We start from the raw sequence: 19,543 nt of genomic DNA, 5'->3' as shown, positions 1-19,543 counted from the left end.
ATTTTGTTCTTACAGAAAAACAAAAGTCCTCATTCTATTACATTTTCAGTAACTTTGTGAAAAAACAGCGAGATTTTCTCATCTTGATTGTTAGTTTTGCGAAAATTTGCGACAAAACAAAAGAATCAAATCATTTTAGGAATTATTTTTGCTGACGATTTGTCTGACTTAAAGATACAAATCAAAACGCTCAAGTGGAATGACACATAAATTTGGGTATAGAAGGTAAAAAATGAGAGTAACTTTTGGTGGAAAATACAACCAAATGCACAAAACACAACGCAATCTACAGGGAGAGCTCAATGAGCTTAATGCCAAACTTGCTTCTGGCAAAAAGATTCAGCATAGCTACGAAAACAGCAGTATTTACAACAGAGATCTACAACTTGGCTATCAAGAAAACACCCTAAGTCAAGGTATCGATATAGCACAAAATGCCTACAACTCTACGCTCAATACAGACAAAGCCCTTTCAGAACTGAATTCATCTTTGATGCAATTCAACACCAAACTCCTTCAAGTTGCCAATCAACCGCAATCCCAAACATCAAGAATCGCTATCGCCAATGATTTACGCTCTCTCAAAGACCATATGATCAATATCGCCAACACCTCAATCGCAGGGGATTATCTTTTTAGTGGGACCAAAATCAAAACCCCTCCCATCTCTCCAAATGGTAATTACAATGGCAATAACGAAAAGCTTGAAGCACTGATCGGCTCAAATGTGCGTGTGCCATACAATATCACGGGGCAAGAATTGTTTTTGGGGAAAAGCACAAGCCAAAATCGATCTATCACAAGCAATATCAAACATTACAATCTGACAAAACTCCAGCCTTCGATAATGAGCAAACTTGAAAAAGACGCTCCACCTCAAGAAGTTTTTATCAAAGCAGATGACACGATTCGCGATTTGTTTGGAGATAATGACGATGATCCAAGCAATGATGCACCAATTTATTTCTATCTGCAAGGCACACGACCTGATGGGACACACTTCAAAAGCAAATTTGAATTTGAGCAAAAATACGACAATGTCGAATACGCCACAAAAGTAGAGGATTTGCTCAGAAAAATTGGGCAAGAATATGGCAACAACCATCTCTCCAAAACCGTTGATGTGCAACTCAACGCTTGGGGCGAAATCGAAATCAAATCCCTAGTGCCCGGTAGCCCACATCTTGATTTCAACCTTGTTGCAAGCAATGCCAATGTTGAAAATCTCAAGGAACTTGGAAGCTCAGGGGCAAAAGTGATGAGTTTTCAAAAAAGCCCATACATTTCTAGCCAAATGCTTGATTCTATTACGCAACAAAACGATGATTTCAAACCCTTCATCATTGGCACACCAACGACTTTTATCTCGCTCAAAGAAAACACTTTGGCAAATCTCAACACTCCATTGCAAGACACTCTAAGCCCATTAGCCCAAAGCCTGTTGATAGATATTGGACCAAGTGCCTCAACAGATCAGGAAACACAAGAAAATATCACCCTTGAAATCCCAAAAGATGGCACCACATTTGGAGAGTTGGCAAAAAAAATCAAAGGACTTTATCAGCAAAATGGGAAAAATGTGGAAGTTGAAATCGCAGAAGGCAAAATCTTTGTGATCGATTTGGATGCTCAAAAAAATGGCGAAAAAACTCCACTCACTTTGAAAATCACTGCTCTAGATCATCAAAAACAACCGGTGGCAGGAATCCCCACAAACTATCAACTCGCACACGATGATGTGTTTTTTGAAAAAAACAGCTCAAAGCTTGTTTCAAATATTTCACAAATTTTGCTTGACAATTCTGGATATGCCAAAGACACTACAAAGCTATCTGAAGTGGCAGGAGATCTCGTTGGGCAAGTTTATACACTCAATATCAAAGATCACAATGGACAACCAATCCAAGCTCAACTCAGCTTTGAAGAAAATGGAGGGTTTTTGATTCTGCCTTCTTTGCAGTCAAATGAAGAGCCATATAGGATCCCCATTGTTGATCTCAATGAAAAAGGTGCAAGTAGTATCACACCAACGCAAAATATTACATACAGGCAACTTATGGGAGCTTTTAGTCTTGCTTTGAATTATTCCAATCAAGAAGACAAAACTTACAAAGCACTCTCTAGCATTCCACAAAATTTCACAATAGAACTCAAAGAACTCTATGAAAAAACCATCATCCAAGCACAAAGCAGAACAGAAATCTCCCTCAATCAAAAGGGGCAAATGCAGATTACCGATCGTGTTCATTCTGTCACAAAGATGGACTTTTCTTTTAGCAATCAAAACGACTTGGATTTTTCTGCCCCCACCATACAAGACACGATGTCAGGGTTGAGACTCCATAGCAACAATGCTCTGACGGTCAAGAATTCGTTTTTTGATTTTTTTGGTGCTTTGGATACCGCTATCTCAGCCGTGCAAGATGGTATTTATCGTCCAGATGAGTTTCCATTGTCCTACAATGACGGAATGCGTAACATCGGGATTCAAAATAGTCTTGACATCATCACACAACTCACCGATCATATTGAAAAAGTGACTGCACTCAATGGTGCGTATGGCAGGAATTTGGAAAACTCAATCGAAAAAAATCAAGCCCTCAAAACACAGATCCAAAATCTTAAGGGAGAGAATATGGGAGCAGATATTGCCGAAACTTACAACAAGTTTCAAACACTTAGCACCAATTACGATGCTGCACTTAGCTCTGCAGGTAAAATCAACAAAATGACAATCTTGGATTATGTTTAAAAATTAAACACTCTTTTGTTGTGTTATAATCTTTAAAATAATTTTAATCCAACAATAAAAAGGCGAGGGAATAAGATATGAGAATCTTAATTGTAGAAGATGAGCCAACACTCAACAAAACACTTAATGAGCTCTTGGGCGAATATGGGTATCAAACAGACATCGCCGAAAGCCTCAAAGATGGGGAGTATTTTTGTGAAATCAGAAATTATGATTTGATTATCATCAACTATCTTCTTACCGATGGCGTCGTGACAGATTTTATGACAAACATCAAATCAAAAATGCCCAAAGCTCAAATCGTGATTCTCTCCTCCAAACACAAAAAAGAATTTGAGCTTGAAGCCTTTAAATATGGTGCTGATGATTTTATTGTCAAACCCGTTGATTATGAGATACTCCTCGCAAGAATTGGGGCAAGATTGAAGTTTTGGGGATCCAATACAATCAATATCGGAGACATCATCATCAATCCCGACGAAGAACGCATCTCATACAAAGGCAAAGAAATCGAAGTGAAAGGCAAACCCTTTGAAGTCCTCACTCACCTTGCTAGACATCAAGATCAAATCGTTTCTAAAGAGCAACTCCTAGATGCAATTTGGGAAGAACCAGAGCTTGTGACACCCAATGTGATTGAGGTGGCAATCAATCAAATCCGTCAAAAAATGGACAAGCCTCTAGAAATCACAACGATTGAGACAGTGCGACGCAGAGGCTATCGTTTCTGCTATCCCAAAAAATAACCTATTGAGTTTGAGTGGGGTTGCAGAGGGATCGCACCCTATAATTTCTACAATCCAAAATCAACAACCACCATCCCTAGAAACACATCTCCTTCATAAAACTCTACACGATACTTTTTCCCCTGTTTGTCAATCGCATAACGCTTGATAAGTTTGTTTAGTCCCACCCTCTCCCCCGCTTCATTGCGTCTTACCCCTTGATAGCCAATGATATTGACGCGTTGCTGAGCTCTCAATGAATCCTCTTCAACCTTGAAAAACTTGCGTGCTTTTACAATGCTTCCCGCCTTGACCTGCTGTTTCACCCCGTCAATCTCAAATTCAAATTGACTGACCTCTGTAGCAAACTTCAAATACAGCGGTGTAAGTGTTGTCATTACGCGATTGCCATATTTTAGAACGATGTTTTTTTCTTTGGATACAAGCCCTGTGATATATTGATTGGAATCTAGCTTCAATCCATCAGGCTTCACGCCACTAGGAAAAGGGAAAAAAGTCAGATTTTTTTGGAGATCAAACAATGGAAGTTCAATCAATGGCGTAATTTTGACCCAAGATTTTCGATCATTGATCAAACGATCGATTGCATTGGGTGTCAAATCAAAATCCCTCTGATAACGCACCCCTATAGCCTGAAGCATCCCCTCAATAGCCAACAGATGATAATAAACGCGTTCTTTTACTGGCAAATTTTTACTCGCCTCGTTTGCCACCGCAGGTTTGTTGTGACGCACTGCAAAATAAGTCAAAGCCTTCTCCATCTCTCTGTCGCCTTTTGCAGTGTGTGTGTTGTGGATATGATAGCGATGCTCTGCCTTCAGAAGCCCCTGATTGATGTTTGCCACCACGGCGTTAGAAACTTTCAGCAAATCTCCATATTTGATTCCATCCACCACCTCTTGATCAATGATAGAACAATTGCCCCACTTGTTGGGATTAAACTCTTTGTCAATATATTCTTTGCGATAAAACCCACTTCCATCGTGCAGATGAAAAACAAAATCCACATCATCACGCACAATGATGTTTTTGACCCTCTCTACGATTTGATATTCCTCATCCTTGGGGCTTAGGGTGCTAAATTTACGATTCATATCTCCATAAATCCCGCGATGATTACGCATAATGCTGAAGTGATTGAGATTGGGGATTGCAAGCACTGCACCCTCCAAAATCTGATAATGTTGCAAAAACAAATTGATCGCATTAAATCCCCCCGGTTCATCGCCCTGTATCCCTCCGATAATCAACACTTTGGGCTGAGTTTGCTTGGGTGCAGACATTTCAATCAAATCAAAACCAAAGCTCAACCCACACATCAAAAGAATCATCAAATACACTCTCACATCGATCCCCTGCTTCTACAAATTTATGACAATTTTAGCTTAAAATCATCAAAACCACTCTCATATCAATATTGGAACAAAAAATGCTTTGCGTGACTCATTAAATAGATTATTTGGAGTGCATAGAATGGAAAAGACATCGATCTCAATCTTTCAGAAACATCTTGGAAGCCTTGAAGCCACAGAGCAAATCAATCAAGATTTTATACGCAATACCCACAATATCAATGAGGCAATCGGAGCATTGCAAGTCATAGATTTGACACTCAAAAAATGCCTATCACTTGGGGAGGATAGCCAAGCAATGCTTGAGTTAATCTGCAATGCCACTTTTATGGGGACTGCGATCTTTGATCAAGATATCCAAGTGTGTCTCTCTTCTCAAAGCAGACAAATTGCTATACGATGCATTGCTGACACTTTGACAAACAATCACCCTGCGACACTCAATAAGTTTTTATCCCAAAAACGCGAAGAGATTGCAGAATTTTTAGATTGGTTAATGGATTTAATGCAAATAGATGATATACCTTCTACTCAAACATCATACCAGCAAAGTATGACGCTATCCAAAAACTACTGATCCCACACTAGAGGAGCAACGATGGCACGCTTTTGTTTTTTATTGTGTTGCATTTCCTTAGGTGCCACCGAAATTACATTGGATTTTCTCCAAAAACAACCCAAAGGGTTTGCAAGAGATTTCTATATTCTAAGATTCCTAGATCAACAGAACACCACTGCACAAGAAGCACTCCAAGCCTATGATTTGGTCTATAAAAAAAACGCAAAGATTGAAAAATCAATGAATCAAAAAGGCTATGTCCATACACTTCCAAGAGATTTGGCGTGCAAAAATCTCTCTATAGAAGAACTTGTCAAGCAAGATGATCAATGTATCACCTATGGCTTGAAGCTCTCTTCTGTCTCATCTATCACCCAAGCACAAGCTCAAGAGATGATCAAAAAACTCCAATCCTCCAATCCTCTCCTAGCCAAAGAAGTGGAGATTTTGAGATCCAATGCGATTTTAGATAGCATTTTGCAAAACAAAAACGCTCAAATTTTTGGTGAGATTTTTTATGGATTAAATCTCAAAGAAAGAATCAAAACATTCAATCATCGCATTGATCCTCAAGCACTAGGCACACTAAGCCAACAAGATGCTCCGATATTCAACAAAATGCTCCAATACATTCTACTCTCCCAACAATTTCATCATTTCCAAAAATCCATTTTGGAAGCACAAATCAACACTCAAGACGCAGGACTGCTATTGCTACTAGGCATCTCTCACGCCAAAAACAAGCAACCCAAAATTGCCCAGCAATACCTCGCACAAGCCTTGACTTATGCCAAATATCAAGCCCAAAAGGACAAGGTGCTTTTTTGGCAATATCAACTCACCCACGATCAATCTTTTTTGAATCAACTTGCCAAAAGCCCAGATGCCAATCTCTATAGCATTTATGCCAATCAGACTTTGCAAACCAAACCAAGCTACAACCTCATATCCAAAATCGATGGCTTGACACAGGAAAACATAAATTTCAACATCTCCAATCCTTTTGAGTGGCAAAACCTCAAAGACTCTCTGATCAAGATTCAAACCAAAGAAGAATTCAAAAAAACTCTCGATCAACGCCTTGCTTTCACGATGACAGAGCCTCATTATGCCTATCTCCTCAATCGTATCAAACAATACAAAGGCAATTATTTCTTGATGCCCTATTCCAATGCTTTGACTTGGGAAAACAATCATCAAAAAGCCCTCACCTATGCGATTGCAAAACAAGAGAGCAACTTCCTCCCTGCTCTTGTTTCTAGCTCGTATGCTTTGGGAATGATGCAGATTATGCCTTTCAATGTCGCACCCTTTGCCAAAACAATGGGGAAGAAAAATATCACTTTGGATGATATGTTCAAACCACATATTGCCCTAGAGTTTGGGAGATATTATCTCAAAGAACTTGAAGAGGAATTCAAGCATCCATTATTTGTCGCTTATGCTTACAATGGCGGACCGGGCTTTTGGCGTAGAACCCTTGCAAAAAAAGAGCTATTTGTCAAAAATCGTGCTTATGAGCCTTGGCTCAGTCTAGAGCTCATCCCCTATGAAGAATCAAAAAATTATGGGCAAATTGTTTTGGCAAACTATATAATCTACCAACAACTTTTGGGCAAGAGCATCAATGTTGAAAAATTTTTGCAACAAACTCTTATCAACTAAGGAGAAACAATGATAAAGAAATGTTTATTCCCCGCCGCAGGATATGGCACACGCTTCCTTCCCGCAACCAAAGCAATGCCAAAAGAAATGCTCCCCATTGTCAATAAACCATTGATTCAATATGGAGTCGAAGAAGCCTTGCAAGCAGGGTGCAACCAAATCGCCATCATCACCGGACGCAACAAACGCAATATTGAAGATCATTTTGACATTAGCTATGAGCTTGAAGACAATATCAAGGGGACAGATAAAGAGAATTATCTTTTGGGTATTCGCAAAATTATGCAGAATTGCTCTTTTTCTTATACAAGACAAAACGAAATGAAAGGTTTGGGACACGCAATCCTCACAGGAGAGACACTCATTGGCAATGAGGCTTTTGGCGTGATTTTGGCTGATGATCTTTGCTCAAGCACAAAAAGCGTCCTAGCACAGATGATTGAAGTCTATGAAAAATACCAATGTGCTATCGTGGCAATCGAGAGAGTAGATCGCACCCAAATAGACAAATATGGAATCATTGAGGGCGAAGAGATTGAAAAAGGAGTTTTTCAAGTTAGAAAAATGATTGAAAAACCCTCGCCAGAGGAGGCTCCAAGCAACCTAGCAATCATTGGGCGTTATATCCTCATCCCTGAAATTTTTGACATTCTCAAACAAACACAACCGGGCAAAAAAGGGGAGATTCAAATCACTGATGCATTACAGGTTTTGGCACAACAAGGCAAAGTGATTGCTTATGAATTTGAGGGGATAAGATATGATTGTGGCAGTGTAGAGGGCTTCATCCAAGCCACCAATGCGTTTTATAAGAATATGCAATGAATCTTTCATTTTTTATCACACTCTATCTCGCCCTTGCAATTTGTGCGATACCCATCTTGTTGATTGGGTATCTCATCACACCTGAACTAAAAAAAAGACCTCCAAAAATCAAAACACCCAAACGACTTCTAAAAGACATCCGCAAATCCCAAAAAACCTTTGCCTCTGCACTCAAAACCTTTCAGACACATTACATCAGCTCAAGTTCTTGCGATGAAGACTTGTGGCTCAAAATGATTGAAGATATTTTTGCATCCAAGTGGCTACAAGAGGAGGAAAGCAACGCACTCAAAGAAAAACTCATCAGTCAAAACCCCGAAAAAGACAGGCAAATCGAACAGCTCATTAACAGCGAAAGGAGGAACAAATGATCACAGAAAAAATCTATATCGATGGGATGACTTGCACCGCCTGTTCTAGTGGCATAGAATCTGCCCTCAAACGCAAAAATGGAATCCAAGATATCAAAGTTGATCTACTCAACCACAACGCCATTATCGTCTTTGATGAGACGCAGATTTCTTTGGAAACAATTTTTGCTTTTATACAAAAGCTTGGCTATCAACCCTACAAACAAAACTTTATTGAAAAATTCGATGAGCATTTTCTCACACCAAAACGCAAAATCATTCTCTCCTGTATTTTCACCTCGATTGTGCTTTATCTTAGTATGTTTGCAATGAGCTTTCCCGCCCTTGTGCCAGACTTCCTCACGCACCCTATCAATCTTGCCTTACAAATTGTTTGCACACTGATTGTGATGCATCTAGGGAGGGGGTTTTATATCAAAGGATTCAAAAGTCTCTATGCCTTGCACCCAACGATGGATTCTCTTGTGGCTCTAGGGAGTGGTAGTGCTTTTGTGTTTAGTCTGTTTATGATATTGCACAACCCATATCAAGTGTATTTTGAAAGCGTTTGTGCGATCATTTTGTTTGTTTTGATTGGCAAAACAATAGAAGAAAAAGCCAAATACAACACCCAAAATTCACTGCTTACCCTCGCTTCGCTCAAAGATTGCTCCGCGATTAGGATCACAAATCATCTAGAAGAAACCATTGCAATACAGCAAATCCAAATCGGCGACATTCTTAAAATCCTCCCCCAAAGCCTCATTCCAACAGAGGGGGTATTGATTGAGGGAAGTGCCAACCTAGATCTCTCAAGCCTCAATGGAGAGAGTCTGCCAATCCACAAAAAACAAGGGGATCTGCTATCTTCTGGATCGCGTAATCTCAACACGACATTCTTAATGCAAGCCACACAAGTCGCACAAGAATCTTTCTATCATCAAATTCTAGATTTAGTCCAAAACGCACTGATTTCAAAAGCACCTATCGCCAAAATCGCCGATAAAATCTCGCTTTATTTCGTCCCCTCAGTCATCATCATTGCCTTACTTGCTGGAATCTTGTGGGCTTATTTTTCAGACATCACATTTGGTATCATCGTGTTTTGCAGTGTTTTGCTCATCTCTTGCCCTTGTGCTTTGGGACTTGCCACTCCTTTGGCACTCAACATTGCCAACAATCTCGCCCACAAAAAAGGGATGTTTTTCAAAGACGCTCAAGTTTTGGAGCTCATCAGCCATACAGAAGTTGTGTTTTTTGACAAAACAGGAACCCTCACCCAAAAAGAGCTTTCACTGCAAAACATCACATCTTGCTCCTCTTTGACACAAGAAGAGATTTTGCAAATCAGTGCAAGTTTGGAGCAGGAGAGTCATCATATTATTGCCCAATGCTTACTACAAGAAGCACAAAATCGCTCTATCAGACTGCTCACCCCTCAAGCACTTCACATCAATGAGGGTTTTGGCATTGCAGGGCAAATTGATTCTGTGCGATACAAGATTGGCAATGCCAAAAGCTTCAATCCCGCACCAACGATCCAAGACGAAGGGATTGCCGTCTTTTTGGGCATAGAGTCTGAAGACAAAGATCAAATACTAGGATACCTCATCTTGCAGGAAGCACTGCGACAAGAGGCACAAGCAATGATTGCAAACCTCAAAAAGCAAAACATCTTGCCCATTCTTTTGAGTGGAGACCACAGCTCCAATGTCTCCAAAATTGCCCAGATTCTCCAAATCCCTTTTGTCGCAGACGCCCTCCCACAAGACAAGCTTAGCACCATTCAATCCTACACCGACAAAACAACAATGATGGTTGGAGATGGTATCAATGACATACTCGCACTTTCACAAGCAGATATTAGTGTGAGTATGGGTGAAGGAAGCACGGAGGCGATTGCAAGCTCTAATCTTGTGATTTTAAACAATCATCTAGATAATATCCCTTATTCGATCGCTTTGAGTCGTGCGACATTACGCAATATCAAAGAAAATTTGTTTTGGGCTTTTGGATACAATGCCTTGATGATTCCTATCGCTTGTGGAGCATTGTATGGCTTTGGCATTATGCTCAATCCGATGATTGCTTCACTTGCAATGACGCTTAGCAGTCTTAGCGTAGTGCTAAATGCCCAAAGACTAAAAACCTTTCAAGGAGAAACCCATGCAAACACTAAAGATTCGAGTTCCCAAAATGACTTGCAGTCACTGCACACAAAAAATTGAAACCTTTGTTTCAGAAGTTGAGGGAGTGCAAAACATACAATACAACCTAGAAACCAAGGAAGTGGAAGTCAAGTTTATCGCTCCAGCAACGGAGGAAAAGATTATTGAGGCAATTAATGATTGTGGGTTTGAAGTGAATTAAACATTTTTTCCCATTTAGGCAAAATTGCGTGTGCTAAGAATTTTTCCTGCACTCTTTTTTTGGCATTTTTTCCCATTTCTTGACGCAAGTTTTCAGATTGCATTAAAAGTTGCATTTTGCAAGCAAAAGCATTCAAATCCCCATCTTTGATTAAAAATCCACTTTTCTCATTTTCGATAATATCACTTGGACCTGAATAAATATCAAAGGCTATGCTAGCAAGACCATAGATTCCACTTTCTAACAAAACCATACCAAAGCCTTCAAAATAGCTACTCATCACATAGAATGAAGCCTTAAGATATTCTTCTTGAATATTTTGAGTAAAAGGTTTGATAATCACTTGATTTTGCAAATGCAAATCTTTAATTTTTTGCTCAATCTCGCTTTGTAGTTTTCCTTCACCTACTAAAGTTAGTGTCCATTTTGGATATTCCAAAGCGATTTTTGCAAAAATATCAAGCAATCTTAAAAAACCTTTTTGATCACCCCTATCCATTCTTCCAACACAAAGTATATTGGTTTGCTGGTATTGTGTAAGCAAATCTGTCTCAAAGGGCAAAAAGTTTGGAATCACCCAAACATTAGAATGCACTTCCTCCCATTTATCCCTTTCTTTTTCAGAAAGCACAACTAAAGCATCATAAAAATCAAATTTTTTTCTTTTTTTGGGAAAATTTAAATGCCACAAACGCACATATCTTTTGTCCTCTTTTTTACATAATGGAGCTAAAGCACGATCATTAGCCAAAATAATTTGACTATCACTAAGATATTTTTGTGCTTTGAGAGTTAAAAAATAGCGATAAAAAATCCTTTTAAAAAGCGTTTGGATTTTTCCTCCACTTTTTTCTCCCTTTAGTGTGAGAAACTCTACATTGATTTTAGGATTCAGTGGATATGCTATGAGAGTTTGCATTCTATAAAAGCTAATAATTTGAACTTGATGCTTCAAACTCAAAGCATTTGCCAAATTCGCACAAACCCTCTCCCCTCCTCCACGCTCGGTAATATCCCTTAAAACAATGCTAATCTTCATTTCTTTTCATTTCATAAGTTTTCATATATTTTAGCATCGAGCCACTTGCATTAAACCAAGCAATAATAAAGCCCTTATATCCATATTTCCAGCCAGATCTAAAACAATAATCTCTAATAAAAACAAAAACAAATCGCACCACTCCTCTCCAAATTCCCCCATTTTTTCCATTAGAGCACATCTTTTTAGCACTCAATGTTGTATAACGATTCATTTTTGCACAAATCATTTCAATACTCTCTGTTGTATAATGCCTAATCCCCCCTTGTTTTAGTCGCACTTCTACACATTCTTTTGGAATCTCAAGCCCCTCATGCACCAAATCATTTTTAAACTTTATTTCTTGCTTACAAAAAATTCTCTTCACCCAATCAGGATGCCAACCACAGCCCTTAATCCATTCTCTGCCATAGCAATTCTTACGCAAAAAAGAATAATATTGCCCTTTTTGTAATTTAAGCATTTTGATTGTATCAATGAGTGCATCTTCTAATACTTCGTCACTATCAAGCGAGAGAATCCAATCATTTCTTGCATAACTGATTGCCAAATTTTTTAAAGCACCAAAACCAAGAAATTCACTCTCAAAGATTCTAACATTTGCAAACTCTTTAGCAATTTCTTGCGTCTTATCTGTGCTTTGGTTATCCAACAAAATCACTTCATCAAAATCCTTAACACTTTGCAAGCATTCTTTGAGTGTTTTTTGAGCATTTTTTGCAAGAATTGTGACTGAAATTTTAATAGCCAATTTTTTGTCCTTTTTGAATCTTATAAAAAGCACAAATCAAAAGTGTCACCAATGGAAGAGTTACATTAGATTCCCAAGGCTCTCCTACCAAGCTAGGAAAAATCAAATAAAAGAGTATTGAAACCCCACAAAATGAAAAAATCAAGCTATTGCCACTTGTATTCAAAAAAGGTGTAAAAAGCCTAAAAGAAGCAAACCAAACCAAAAGGAGTGCTATCACACCAACAATCCCCTTTTTGGCTGCTTGATTAAGAATCTGATTGTGCTTTTTGCCTCTTGCATCATTGTTGGGATTAGCTTTCTTGATACCTACCAAAGCACTTCCACTTCTTTGCAAAATTTCAGGCATTTTTTTTTCAATTTCAGCAGAAGTCAAACCAAAAAAGGGTGCCATTTGAAACATAACAATCGCCTCTTTCCACATCTCAAATCGCATACCAATACTCGTATGGGCATTGCCCTGCATATATTGTTTCAAATCATTTTCAGCACTATCAAACCTCATCGTGTCTTGTCTTTGCTCTAGTGTCAAACTAGGCACAAATGCCAATCCTCCAGCCAATACCCCAACAAAAAAGATTGGCAATAATTCTCTTTTTTTCCAAAAAATCATCACACCAACAAAAAGAAAAGTCACAACAAATCCCAAAATCGATCCACGCGTGCCTGAGAAAATACAAGCCAAACAAGCCAAAAAAATAGCGACAAAATAAAAAATGCGTTCTTTTTTGCAACTTGCAAATACAAACAACACAAGATTCAACACCGCAAGTAATGCCGAAGCCTCTGCCATTTCTGCAATCCCACTCCAACCATAAACCCTCGAATATCCAAGTTGATAATGCTGATAGATTGCAATGCACCCATTCACCATTGCACCCAACCCAATTGCATAACCAAAAACCTTGGGAGACAAACACCATTTGAGCCTAACGCACAGCAAAAAAACCAATGCTCCCAATAAATATTTAGAAGGTAAATCCAAATCTATCAATGAGGGCATACTAGGATTTCTTACACTTCTCAATTCCCAACCACTCCCAACAATCCAAGAAGTCAAAGCACTTACAAAAAAGCCAATAAAAGCAAAAATAAATAATTTCTCTCGCTGATTGAGCTCTTCTTTGATGCTAGATTTTTTGAAATAGACAATCCCTAAAACAATGAACAATAGCACTTCAGCAATCATACTCATAGAGCGATAAGCCGTCAATAAACATAAAGCAGAAAAAATCAATGTTAAAAGCAAACTTAATTTGTCATCTCGCATTGTTTTGACAAACATAAATATACCTCCAAATTTTCTCTAATAAATTTAGGAACTCTTTTGAGATTTTATAATAGATTGGGATCTTTGCCTTTCTGCTCTCACCCATTTTATCAGCATCAATGCAAGATTGCATATCTTGATTTTCTGTGATCAAACTAGGCACAACAAAAAGATTTGGGACATTGTGCAAAAAAGGTTTATCTATATAATTATCCACAGGACAAAACCAAATCTTTGCTTTTTGTAAAAAAAGTGAAGCTGCAATGGGGGACAAAATATATCCTTGTGTCCCACAAATACTATCAAAAGTTTGGCGGATTCCTTTTTTGAATTCAAAACTTCTTTTCTCAAAATAAGGCATTAAACGCAAAAAATTCAATTCCTCATCTTCAAACAAGTGCTGAATTTGTTTTGCAAAATCTTGTGAAAATACAACATCATCTTCTAAAACTAGAATCTTCTCTTGCATACGCACACATTTTTCCCACAAAGCATAATGCGAAGAAAAACAGGCTTTTTCTCCCAAAGTCAGAGCTTTCCCACGATAAAGTTTTGTGAAAAAATCCCAATCCCAATATTTGCGATAATGCAAAAATCGCTCATCTTCATAAGAGATTGCATCAAAGAAACAAAATTCTATCCCATCAATTTGAGCAATTTGACGCTCCATCTCTTCTTTGCGATGAGTTGCACTTTTTAAATTGATGATATAGGCTTTAATCACACTATCAATCTGCCTTCTTCAAGGGTATAAACTTTATGTGCCAACTCGATCGTACTTGGACGATGTGCGATGATAATCACAATGCGATCTTTGGCGATGGATTGAATGATGTCTTTGAATGCCTCTTCGGTTTTGATGTCCAACGCACTTGTTGCTTCATCCAAAATCAATACCTGCGGATCACGATACAACGCCCTAGCAATAGCGATCCTCTGTCTTTGTCCTCCGCTTAAATTGGCTCCAAACTCATCGAGTTTTGTATAGATTCCATCAGGCAGGGTTTGGATAAAATCCCAAATCAGAGCCTTTTTCAAAGCCCAAATTACGCGTTCTTCATCAACTTCTTTGCCATAAGCGACATTGCTCACAATGCTATCATTGAAAATAAAAATGCGTTGATTGACGAGTGCAAAATGCTGTCGCAAATCTTTGAGTTTAAACCTTTTGTTCTCCTCTTGATTGATAAGGATCTTCCCCTCTTTTGGATCATAAAGCCTCAACAAAAGAGACACAAGGGTGCTTTTCCCACTCCCACTTTTCCCCACTAGAGCGATGATTTCATTATTGTGGATTTGCAAAGAAATATTATGCAAAACACTCTCTTGCTCATAAGCAAAACTCACATTTTGAAACTGAATACTCTGAATCTGATCTTGAAAGCCCAAATCCCCATCAACAATTTTGGGCTTTTCTGACATAATCTCACCAATACGCTCGTTTGCCACAAGTGCCACCTGCATTCCCACAATAGAATTCATCAAACGCTTGATAGGCGTATAAGCCATAAACAAAGCCGTATTGAAAGAAAAAAAGCTTCCTGCACTCATTTCTCCCAAAATCACACTATGCCCACCCACGACAATCACGCTTCCGAGCATACAAGCTCCAAGGACCTCCATCACAGGATTGTTGATTTGATTGATCAAAAAGGCTTTGATATTGAGTTTGAAAAATTTTTGATTCTCATCTTTGAATCTCTGGCTCTCTATTGCCTCTCCACCGCTCCCCTTAATCACTTCGATATTGTTGAAAATCTCGCTCAACCTAGAAGTGATGTCTGCGTTTTTCTCTTGAGATTTACGCGCAAGTCGTTTGAGATGTTTGGAAATAATGCTGATAGGGATAACAATCAAAGGGACAATCACCAAAGCAATCAAAGCTAATTTGGGGCTTTGATAAATCACAACACCTATCAAGGCTACAGCCGTGATACTCTCGCGTATCAAATCAGCAAAAGTTGTTGAAACAGCACTTCTGATCAACCCAATGTCATTGGTGATTCGTGCCATCAACTCACCATTGCGTTTTTTGTTGAAAAACATCAAATCCAATTCAAGCATTTTTTCAAGCATTTTATCACGCATACTTCGGATAATGTCTTCGCCAACATAGCCCATAAAATAAGTCTGCACCAATGCACCCAACGCTTTCCCACAATAAAGAAGCACCAAAAGAAATGGCAAAATTTTGAGCATCGCCATATCTTTGTTGATGAAAATATCATCTAACATCGGCTTCACTAGATAGCTAATCCCAGCCGTGCATAATGCACTTGCAATCCCTCCAAGAATCGCAACAAAAAACAAAACATAATAGCCCTTCATATAAGGCAAAAATGTCTTGAAAAACCTCAGCACTACATCGCCCTTTTTGCTTTGATCCCAAGCACTTCCAAACCTTTTTCAATCGCACAAGACACGCAGAGCAAGACTTTGAGGATCGAGGCTTCATTTTGTTGTCCTATCACCCTATGGGCATTATAAAATGCGTGAAAAATAGAAGATAGATTCTTGAGATAATCGCATATCTTGACCATCGAGCGTTCATCAAAAGCGTTAGCAATCACACTTGGGATTTGAGAAGCAACAAAAACCAATTCCTCAAGCTCCAAATCCAACTCACTGACTTCTGTTTTTGTAATCTCTTCTAGAGTTTGTGTGCTTTTTTCAAGCAAACTATAAATCCTTGCATTCGCATAATGGATATAAAAAATCGGATTAGAAGAATCTTGCTTTTTGAAATCATCGATGTCAAACTCCAATGAAGTGTCCATTTTTTTGCAAAGGAAAACAAACCTTAGGGCGTCGCTCCCAATCTCATCGACTACATCTTGCATCAAAATAAAATTCCCCGCCCTCTTGCTCATTTTGTAAGGTTCGCCATTTTGTAGAAGCTTCACCATTTGCGACAGCAAAATCTCAAGCTTAGAAGAATCAAAACCCAAAAACTCTATTGCTGATTTCACTCTTGCAATATAGCCGTGATGATCTGCCCCCCAAATATTGATGTAATGTGCAAAATCTCTCAAAAACTTATCTTGATGATAGATGATGTCCCCTGCTAGATAAGTGGGCTCCCCATTTTCTCTCACCACAACGCGATCTTTTTCATCATCGTGTTTGGTAGATTGGAGCCAAAGCTTACCATCATCTTCATAAATGCCTTGATTCTTTATAAGCTCTTCCAAGACACTCTCCCATCGGGCATACAGGTGCTTCTCACTCACAAAAGAATCAAAACTAATATCAACAGAAGCAAGATTTTGTTTGATTTCTTGGAGCATCAAATCCTTACCAAACTCCGCAAGCTTTGCAACATCACCCTGCCTAAACACCTCTTCCCCAAACTGCTTGAACGCCTTATGGGCGACTTCTACGATATATTCCCCCTTGTAATATTGCTCAGGATACTCAACAGGGATCTTAAGAATCTCTTCTTGCCCAGCAAGTAAAATCGAGTTCCCAAGCATAGAGATTTGTGCCCCTGCATCATTGACATAATACTCACTCACAATCTCATAGCCTAGAAACTTCCCCAAACGCCCCAAACAATCTCCATATACCGCCCCTCTTGCATGTCCAATGTGCAAAGGTCCCGTTGGATTGGCACTGACATATTCAAGCAAAATCCTCTCTCCACGCAAATCCTTCGCCCTGAAGCCACGCTCTACAATTTCATCCAATACTTGCGTGAGAGCTTCTTTTGAGAGTGTGAGATTGATATAACCATTGAGTGTTTCAACTTTGGAAAAGATGGCTGAGGCTCTAAGCTGTGAGGCGATCTCTTCGCTTAGGATTTTTGGATTCTTGCGTTCTTGTTTGGCAAGCACAAAAGCAATGGGCGTAGCAAAATGCCCAAAACCCCGATTCTTTGGGCGTTCCAACACAACATCACATTGCAATAGACGATCAAGTTCTGTTTTGACTTTTTGATAAAGCATTAAGCGTTTTTGTCCTCTGTTTTTTTCACAGCTTCTGTTTCTTTGGGTGTTTGATTTTCTACCTCTGCTTTAGCCGTCTCTTCCTCATCTTCTTTCATTGCTTTTTTGAAATTCTTGATTCCGCTTCCCATTCCTTTGGCAAGTTCTGGAATTTTTTTGCCACCAAAAAGCAAAACCACAATCAACAAAACTACAATAATCTGCCACGCACTTGGTGCCATTGTCTCTCCTTCATAGTTGGTTTAGAAATTATACCTCAATCATTCCATTCTGCTAGAATCTTTTGTCTTCTCTGCGAGGTTTGCATACAGCCCATACTTCCAACAATAGACAAAATAGATCTTTTTGCCTCGTCGATGTCATCATTAATGATCAAAAAGTCAAACTCATCGATATGTTGCATTTCATTATAAGCGTGCATCAAACGCAACTCAATGATCTCATCGCCATCGGTTTTGCGATTTTTGAGCCTTTGAGCCAAAACCTGCTTGGTGGGAGTGGTGATAAAAACAGACTTCGCACAATCCCCAAAAAACTTTTTGATATTATAATGCCCCTGAACATCGACATCAAAAACAACGATCTTGCCTTGCCTCAAAGCCTCTTTGACAGGTTTGAGTGAAGTGCCATAATAATTGGTATGCACTTGTGCCCACTCCAAAAAATTGCCCTCTTGAATATCGCTCAAAAACTCCTCTTGACTCAAAAAATAATATTCGCGTCCATCTTTTTCGCCCTCGCGAGGCTTCCTTGTTGTGGAAGAAATAGAAAAGAAAACATTGGGGATGGCACGCATAATCTCTTGACATAAGGTGCTTTTGCCACTCCCGCTTGGTCCAGACAAAATAAGAACTAGGCTCATTCTTTCTCCTTCGGGAAAGAAAAATGGATCGTCACCGTCATCCCATCAAGCAGTGTTCGCAAATTTTGGGGCTGTTGTTCGGCAAGGACATTTTGCAAAAACCCCAATGCTTGTTCTTGTGGGATCTGGTTGGCTTCTTTTTTGATCTCTTTTGTTTCGTGCAAAAGTTGTTGAATCTGTGCAATATCATCGGGATTAAAAATCGCAGGGGTTTCATCAGATTTTTCTTCCTCGATCTTGATTCCTTGCTCATCCATATTCCCCACTTCTTCTAGCTCCTCCAAATCTCCCATATCCTCCGATATTTCCTCTTGGGATCCATCAGTTTTAGGAGAGGTGTCTGATATTTGCAAATCTTGATGATCGATCATCTCTTCTGCCAATGGCTCTTTTTGGTCATCTTGGATGCCATCCAACAGATCCTCTAGTTCTTGATCTTCTTCCTCTAGCTTCAGTCCCTCTTCATCAATCTGATTCTCTAGCTCTTGTATCACTAGGTTTAAATCATTGTTATCTGTAGCCACCTCTGCAGTATCGGAATTAGAAATCTGGGGGATGTTTTCAAAAATCTCATCAAAATCCTCATCATTTTTGTCAATTTCAGAGAAAATCTCATCTGTATTCCACTCTTGAGGAATCTCTTGTGTTCCCAATGGATTATTTTGACTTTGCTTCAAATTGGTCAAAAGATCCAAAAAATCTTTGGGCAAAAAAGGTTTGCTGATTGAATAGGTAAAATCACTAGAGCTTGTTCGATCTGATGAATAAAAAAGACAGGTTTTGAGATTATGAATCTTGTCTTGCAACAAAGTCTGATCCTTTGGCAACACCTCATCATCAAACACAACAAGACCATACTGCTCTACATTACCCAATGACACAAACTCTCCCCAAGTTGCTACAAGTAGATACTCAAAATCCGCTCTTTTGAGTGCTGATTCGAGTATCTTTTGCACCACAGGATTGCTATTTACAACCAAAATCTTCAACATAAACTCCAAAATTTAATTCTTTTTTAGGATTATAACGGCTAATATTATGAATTACTTCACAAAATC

At 38.9% G+C, this 19,543-nt stretch carries 18 protein-coding genes; 8 read left to right on the top strand and 10 right to left on the bottom strand.

All coding sequences use genetic code 11. The annotated features are described in order from the left end of the window. The first annotated feature begins 232 nt into the window (after positions 1–232). Together flgL and hsrA are read left to right on the top strand one after the other, a co-directional pair. Positions 233–2,752 (top strand): flagellar hook-associated protein FlgL, encoded by a 2,520-nt coding sequence (gene flgL / locus BBW65_RS06385; RefSeq protein ID WP_066341199.1) that lies wholly within the window; start codon positions 233–235, stop codon positions 2,750–2,752. A gap of 77 nt (positions 2,753–2,829) precedes the next feature. Beyond that, positions 2,830–3,498 carry a homeostatic response regulator transcription factor HsrA gene (gene hsrA / locus BBW65_RS06380; protein WP_066341198.1) on the top strand — a complete coding sequence of 223 codons (669 nt, stop codon included), beginning with the start codon at positions 2,830–2,832 and terminating at the stop codon, positions 3,496–3,498. A 47-nt stretch (positions 3,499–3,545) separates the two neighbouring features. On the opposite strand, the gene BBW65_RS06375 is transcribed toward hsrA, so the two are convergent. After that, a complete protein-coding gene (locus tag BBW65_RS06375) occupies positions 3,546–4,844 on the bottom strand; it encodes a M99 family carboxypeptidase catalytic domain-containing protein (RefSeq protein WP_066341195.1) in 1,299 nt (432 codons plus the stop codon). A gap of 127 nt (positions 4,845–4,971) precedes the next feature. Between BBW65_RS06375 and BBW65_RS06370 the strand changes: the two genes are divergently transcribed. Genes BBW65_RS06370 through BBW65_RS07795 form a run of 6 tightly spaced genes read left to right on the top strand, consistent with a single transcriptional unit; the run spans position 4,972 to position 10,619 of the window. Beyond that, a complete protein-coding gene (locus BBW65_RS06370) occupies positions 4,972–5,427 on the top strand; it encodes a flagellar FLiS export co-chaperone (protein ID WP_066341192.1) in 456 nt (151 codons plus the stop codon). Positions 5,428–5,448: 21 nt separating this feature from the next. Further along, complete coding sequence (locus BBW65_RS06365; RefSeq protein ID WP_066341190.1) at positions 5,449–7,074, top strand: lytic transglycosylase domain-containing protein; 1,626 nt, start codon at positions 5,449–5,451, stop codon at positions 7,072–7,074. 9 nt (positions 7,075–7,083) lie between these two features. After that, on the top strand, positions 7,084–7,899 hold the full coding sequence (gene galU, locus BBW65_RS06360) for a UTP--glucose-1-phosphate uridylyltransferase GalU (protein ID WP_066341187.1): 816 nt from the start codon (positions 7,084–7,086) through the stop codon (positions 7,897–7,899). Next, positions 7,896–8,270 carry a hypothetical protein gene (locus BBW65_RS06355; RefSeq protein ID WP_066341184.1) on the top strand — a complete coding sequence of 125 codons (375 nt, stop codon included), beginning with the start codon at positions 7,896–7,898 and terminating at the stop codon, positions 8,268–8,270. The genes galU and BBW65_RS06355 overlap by 4 nt, the downstream gene beginning before the upstream one ends. Further along, on the top strand, positions 8,267–10,477 hold the full coding sequence (locus BBW65_RS06350; RefSeq protein WP_083986118.1) for a heavy metal translocating P-type ATPase: 2,211 nt from the start codon (positions 8,267–8,269) through the stop codon (positions 10,475–10,477). The genes BBW65_RS06355 and BBW65_RS06350 overlap by 4 nt, the downstream gene beginning before the upstream one ends. Then, positions 10,416–10,619, top strand: a complete 204-nt coding sequence (locus BBW65_RS07795; RefSeq protein ID WP_083986116.1) for a heavy-metal-associated domain-containing protein — start codon at positions 10,416–10,418, stop codon at positions 10,617–10,619. The genes BBW65_RS06350 and BBW65_RS07795 overlap by 62 nt, the downstream gene beginning before the upstream one ends. On the opposite strand, the gene BBW65_RS06345 is transcribed toward BBW65_RS07795, so the two are convergent. Genes BBW65_RS06345 through BBW65_RS06305 form a run of 9 tightly spaced genes read right to left on the bottom strand, consistent with a single transcriptional unit; the run spans position 10,591 to position 19,477 of the window. After that, a complete protein-coding gene (locus BBW65_RS06345; RefSeq protein ID WP_066341182.1) occupies positions 10,591–11,658 on the bottom strand; it encodes a glycosyltransferase family 4 protein in 1,068 nt (355 codons plus the stop codon). The two genes, BBW65_RS07795 and BBW65_RS06345, sit on opposite strands and share 29 nt — an antisense overlap. Next, positions 11,648–12,409 (bottom strand): glycosyltransferase family 2 protein, encoded by a 762-nt coding sequence (locus BBW65_RS06340; RefSeq protein WP_066341181.1) that lies wholly within the window; start codon positions 12,407–12,409, stop codon positions 11,648–11,650. Before BBW65_RS06340 ends, BBW65_RS06345 begins: the two co-directional genes overlap by 11 nt. Further along, a complete protein-coding gene (locus BBW65_RS06335; RefSeq protein ID WP_066341180.1) occupies positions 12,399–13,694 on the bottom strand; it encodes an O-antigen ligase family protein in 1,296 nt (431 codons plus the stop codon). The genes BBW65_RS06340 and BBW65_RS06335 overlap by 11 nt, the downstream gene beginning before the upstream one ends. Further along, a complete protein-coding gene (locus tag BBW65_RS06330; RefSeq protein WP_066341179.1) occupies positions 13,669–14,403 on the bottom strand; it encodes a glycosyltransferase family 25 protein in 735 nt (244 codons plus the stop codon). Before BBW65_RS06330 ends, BBW65_RS06335 begins: the two co-directional genes overlap by 26 nt. Next, positions 14,400–16,040 carry an ABC transporter ATP-binding protein gene (locus BBW65_RS06325; protein ID WP_199919411.1) on the bottom strand — a complete coding sequence of 547 codons (1,641 nt, stop codon included), beginning with the start codon at positions 16,038–16,040 and terminating at the stop codon, positions 14,400–14,402. Before BBW65_RS06325 ends, BBW65_RS06330 begins: the two co-directional genes overlap by 4 nt. Beyond that, on the bottom strand, positions 16,040–17,623 hold the full coding sequence (argS, locus tag BBW65_RS06320) for an arginine--tRNA ligase (RefSeq protein ID WP_066341177.1): 1,584 nt from the start codon (positions 17,621–17,623) through the stop codon (positions 16,040–16,042). Before argS ends, BBW65_RS06325 begins: the two co-directional genes overlap by 1 nt. Then, on the bottom strand, positions 17,623–17,844 hold the full coding sequence (locus tag BBW65_RS06315) for a twin-arginine translocase TatA/TatE family subunit (RefSeq protein WP_066341173.1): 222 nt from the start codon (positions 17,842–17,844) through the stop codon (positions 17,623–17,625). Before BBW65_RS06315 ends, argS begins: the two co-directional genes overlap by 1 nt. A 35-nt stretch (positions 17,845–17,879) precedes the next feature. Continuing rightward, positions 17,880–18,485 carry a guanylate kinase gene (gene gmk, locus BBW65_RS06310; RefSeq protein WP_066341170.1) on the bottom strand — a complete coding sequence of 202 codons (606 nt, stop codon included), beginning with the start codon at positions 18,483–18,485 and terminating at the stop codon, positions 17,880–17,882. After that, on the bottom strand, positions 18,482–19,477 hold the full coding sequence (locus BBW65_RS06305; RefSeq protein ID WP_066341169.1) for a hypothetical protein: 996 nt from the start codon (positions 19,475–19,477) through the stop codon (positions 18,482–18,484). The genes gmk and BBW65_RS06305 overlap by 4 nt, the downstream gene beginning before the upstream one ends. Positions 19,478–19,543 lie beyond the last annotated feature (66 nt).

This window comes from Helicobacter enhydrae (assembly GCF_001693335.1).
In the GTDB taxonomy this organism is placed as follows: domain Bacteria; phylum Campylobacterota; class Campylobacteria; order Campylobacterales; family Helicobacteraceae; genus Helicobacter_G; species Helicobacter_G enhydrae.
The sequence above is the reverse complement of the archived record's forward strand: the minus strand, read 5'-3'. Positions and strand labels throughout refer to the sequence as shown.

Excerpts from the sequence above, each read along its gene's own strand:
- BBW65_RS06345 (WP_066341182.1), bottom strand. The coding sequence starts at position 11,658 with ATGAAGATTAGCATTGTTTTAAGGGATATTACCGAGCGTGGAGGAGGG.
- BBW65_RS06370 (WP_066341192.1), top strand. The coding sequence starts at position 4,972 with ATGGAAAAGACATCGATCTCAATCTTTCAGAAACATCTTGGAAGCCTT.
- argS (WP_066341177.1), bottom strand. The coding sequence starts at position 17,623 with ATGCTTTATCAAAAAGTCAAAACAGAACTTGATCGTCTATTGCAATGT.
- BBW65_RS06305 (WP_066341169.1), bottom strand. The coding sequence starts at position 19,477 with ATGTTGAAGATTTTGGTTGTAAATAGCAATCCTGTGGTGCAAAAGATA.
- gmk (WP_066341170.1), bottom strand. The coding sequence starts at position 18,485 with ATGAGCCTAGTTCTTATTTTGTCTGGACCAAGCGGGAGTGGCAAAAGC.
- BBW65_RS06335 (WP_066341180.1), bottom strand. The coding sequence starts at position 13,694 with ATGTTTGTCAAAACAATGCGAGATGACAAATTAAGTTTGCTTTTAACA.
- BBW65_RS06365 (WP_066341190.1), top strand. The coding sequence starts at position 5,449 with ATGGCACGCTTTTGTTTTTTATTGTGTTGCATTTCCTTAGGTGCCACC.
- hsrA (WP_066341198.1), top strand. The coding sequence starts at position 2,830 with ATGAGAATCTTAATTGTAGAAGATGAGCCAACACTCAACAAAACACTT.
- BBW65_RS07795 (WP_083986116.1), top strand. The coding sequence starts at position 10,416 with ATGCAAACACTAAAGATTCGAGTTCCCAAAATGACTTGCAGTCACTGC.
- BBW65_RS06315 (WP_066341173.1), bottom strand. The coding sequence starts at position 17,844 with ATGGCACCAAGTGCGTGGCAGATTATTGTAGTTTTGTTGATTGTGGTT.
- flgL (WP_066341199.1), top strand. The coding sequence starts at position 233 with ATGAGAGTAACTTTTGGTGGAAAATACAACCAAATGCACAAAACACAA.
- BBW65_RS06355 (WP_066341184.1), top strand. The coding sequence starts at position 7,896 with ATGAATCTTTCATTTTTTATCACACTCTATCTCGCCCTTGCAATTTGT.
- galU (WP_066341187.1), top strand. The coding sequence starts at position 7,084 with ATGATAAAGAAATGTTTATTCCCCGCCGCAGGATATGGCACACGCTTC.
- BBW65_RS06350 (WP_083986118.1), top strand. The coding sequence starts at position 8,267 with ATGATCACAGAAAAAATCTATATCGATGGGATGACTTGCACCGCCTGT.